Genomic DNA, 1,043 nt, shown 5'->3' with positions numbered 1-1,043 from the left:
GTAGGTCCTATCCAGGTGCGGTTGCGGGTTGCCTCATATACGTAGCATCCGTCTTTCGGCTCATAGGTCTTGTAGTGGGACTTGATGTATCCCACGCCCAGTCCGAAGTCGAGGTTCAGGCGTCTTCCTATCGGCAGTGAGTATCCGTACTCCATTCCTGCTCCGTAGGTTTTCTTGCTCTGGTGACCGGTGCCACCGTTTTCGATATCATAGGTGAGGAACTGTCCGTAGAGGGAGATGTGATGTCCCTGCATCGTTTTTTCCTTGGCCTTTCTGCCGAAATATTTTCTGATTTCCATTTCTCCGCCGTAGATTCGCCAGTATTTATGGCTGGCATCCTTGCTCCACCAGGCTAGCATTCCGCTGGCTCCGAGGGTCCATCCCCTGCCTATGCTGGTCTCGATGCCGAGGTTCGGCACGAGGAGGGCATCATAGAGCAGGTTGGTCTTCAGGGCATAGTAGGAGTCTCTGCCGGATGCATGGGCTGCATTTTCGGCTTCGGCAGCATTCCCGCCTGGATATACCTGTAGCTGGGAAGCTGCATCCTGGGCATCCTTCTGCTGGAGCGATTCCTTTTCGCTGCCCTGCTGATTCTGAATCAATGTGAGGGTATCTGTCGGACTGACAGATGGTACAATGTGTCGGATTTCGCAAACCACGAGTGCTCCGGAGCGGAGGCTGTCGAAGTGGTTGGCGAGCATGTATTTCCATGCCTTTCCGCCATCGAGGTTCTGGAGCTGTCGTTTTCTTCCATCTACAACCTTTCCGTTTCTTACGATCCATTCGGGGGTGTTCCGAATGATGTAGAGGGCTTTCCGGCTCCACGGCGCATTTTCTTTCTGTATCTTCAGGGCAAGTCCTTCCCAGTCTTCTCCCGCAGAGGAGACCGTGAAGACGCTGTCTGGCAGATTCAGCATCTCCTTGAGATAGTCGCGCAAGCGTTCTCCTCTCCTTCTCGCCAGTCGTTTGTTGAGCTTGGAGTTACCTTCCGGCGAAGCTGCCGAAAGGATCTTGATATGCTGCAGCACCGTGTTGGGGTTGTC

The 1,043-nt window shown here is 53.9% G+C and carries 1 protein-coding gene; it reads right to left on the bottom strand.

Going from position 1 to position 1,043, the window contains the following annotated elements:
• A partial coding sequence (locus DXD25_RS16340; RefSeq protein ID WP_147327963.1) for a DUF3575 domain-containing protein occupies positions 1–1,043 on the bottom strand: 1,043 nt, incomplete at both ends.

It is taken from the genome of Prevotella sp. TF12-30 (genome assembly GCF_003436715.1).
In the GTDB taxonomy this organism is placed as follows: Bacteria; Bacteroidota; Bacteroidia; order Bacteroidales; family Bacteroidaceae; genus Prevotella; species Prevotella copri_A.
Note: the sequence above shows the minus strand (reverse complement) of the source record. Positions and strands in the feature narration are given on the sequence as shown.